Genomic DNA, 1,730 nt, shown 5'->3' on the forward strand with positions numbered 1-1,730 from the left:
ACGGCTACGACTACAACGAAGCGGGGATCAGCCCGGAAGAAGCGGTCAAGCGCAAGGGCGAACACGACAGCCTGCTGCAACTGGGGGCCGCGCTGGCCGGCGCGGCGGTCGGCACGCTGGCCGGGGACACCCAAGGAGCGGCCACCGGGGCCAGTACGGCCTTCGTGGGGGTGACGAACAACTATCTGACCCACGAACAAATCAAACAGAAACAGGAGAGGCTTGCCGAAGCGGAGTCCGAGGAAGGCCGTCAAGCGATCGAGCAGGAATACGCCGATCTCGACGTCAGGCAAAGGGACGAGGCGGAAGCCTGCCTGCTGTCCGGCAACTGCAACAGCGTATTCCAGTCCGAATGGATCAAGACGGTGCTGGCCGATCTGAATGCCTCCTGCGCGCCACCGCGCATCTGCGGTCCGGACCAGAAAGCGAGCATTGCTGAATTGAGAGCGTTCTACGCGCAGGCCGAAGGTATTACCGCTGTCTATCCTCTGGAATCTTTGGTGGCCTTCACGGCTACGGGAGGCACGTTGACGTTCGGGCGTGTGGCCGTGGGCTCGGGGCTGGGCGGCGGGTTCGATGTGGCCGGGCAGACGTACAAGATTTACACAGGCCAACAGGACGAATATCGTTTCGCCCAAACCGTCATTGCCAGCGGTACGGGCGTTTGGGCCTATCCTCTGGCGGGCAAGTCCATTCTCGGCAACGCGGCACTCGGCGGTACGGTGGGCGGGACCAATACGGCGCTGACGAATTGGTGGTATGGGGAGAATAAGAGCGTGTCTGGCTCGACTTTTGAGGGGGCGTTTTTTGGTGGATCTGGGACGGTCATCGGCCGCTGGGCTTCTGGTCACTTGCAGAAAACCCAACCTCTATTCATCGGGAACAAGCCATACGATCCTTCGGTGCCGATCCTGTTGCAAAACGTCAGGCCGAATCCCTATCCGAACTATGCTGGACGTATTATTGAACAGGAAGTATCGAACATCCCCGCGTTCCGCGATTCAGAGCAAGGGGATGGAAAATGACGAAGAAATGTATTCTGCGCAGGCTTTATGAGTGGGATCCGGTTGGTCCGGGGAAATTTATGGATTGGACCACATATCCAGGCTGTTTTAGGGCTCTGTGCGTTTCAATTTTTTTGACATATGTTATGTGGAATTCACAAGAGGTTTTTAATTGGCTCCGTGGCCTACTAGGATTTTCCCTCCTTCCCATTGATGCGGGACGACAAAGCTGGACACGGCTGTGGACGGTCATCATTGGTGGAACAGGAATCCTGACCTCGATTGCGGCGCCGATCACGCTTTTCATCGAACGCCGCCGCGCCCGCAAGAGCGCAATCGGCCAATGGTATGACCGTCCCGATCTGACCCGTGAAGAGCTTTACGGAGACTCCCCCGAATTGCCGGAAGGCGAGCGCGAAGTTCGCTCTGGAATGTCAAAGCCGGAAGAATCAAAAGAGCCGAAATGACGTGCCTCCTCGACGCAGCCGGTAGCGCCCGGTCCCTCACCAACGCGGGGGCGCTCACCGTGATGGTCGGCCGCGACCTCACGGTGAGCGCCAGCATGGTAGTCAGCGATGAAGCCCTCGCGCTCACCGCCGTGCGCGACGTCATCCTCGACACCGCCCAGGACCTCCAGAACGAAACGCGCTACCGCAAAGAGTCCCGCTCGGGCTTCACTTCCTCGATGGGCAGCATCGGCTACGGCACCAGCTCGCTCCAGGAGAA

3 protein-coding genes are annotated in these 1,730 nt (G+C 59.2%); all 3 read left to right on the forward strand.

What is annotated here, in order from left to right; all coding sequences use genetic code 11:
• The coding region (locus E6O51_RS21610) for a VENN motif pre-toxin domain-containing protein (protein WP_211091497.1) at positions 1-1,025 on the forward strand (1,025 nt) is incomplete at its 5' end.
• Positions 1,022-1,471 carry a hypothetical protein gene (locus E6O51_RS21615; RefSeq protein ID WP_136387101.1) on the forward strand — a complete coding sequence of 150 codons (450 nt, stop codon included), beginning with the start codon at positions 1,022-1,024 and terminating at the stop codon, positions 1,469-1,471. The genes E6O51_RS21610 and E6O51_RS21615, both read left to right, overlap by 4 nt.
• On the forward strand, positions 1,468-1,730 hold a 263-nt coding region (locus E6O51_RS21620; RefSeq protein WP_136387102.1), incomplete at its 3' end, for a hypothetical protein. The genes E6O51_RS21615 and E6O51_RS21620, both read left to right, overlap by 4 nt.

The sequence above is a fragment of the Pseudothauera rhizosphaerae genome, assembly GCF_004801305.1.
Taxonomy (GTDB): domain Bacteria; phylum Pseudomonadota; class Gammaproteobacteria; order Burkholderiales; family Rhodocyclaceae; genus Pseudothauera; species Pseudothauera rhizosphaerae.

Bases quoted from the DNA above. Each gene is read 5' to 3' on its own strand.
- E6O51_RS21615 (WP_136387101.1), top strand. From the start codon at position 1,022: ATGACGAAGAAATGTATTCTGCGCAGGCTTTATGAGTGGGATCCGGTT.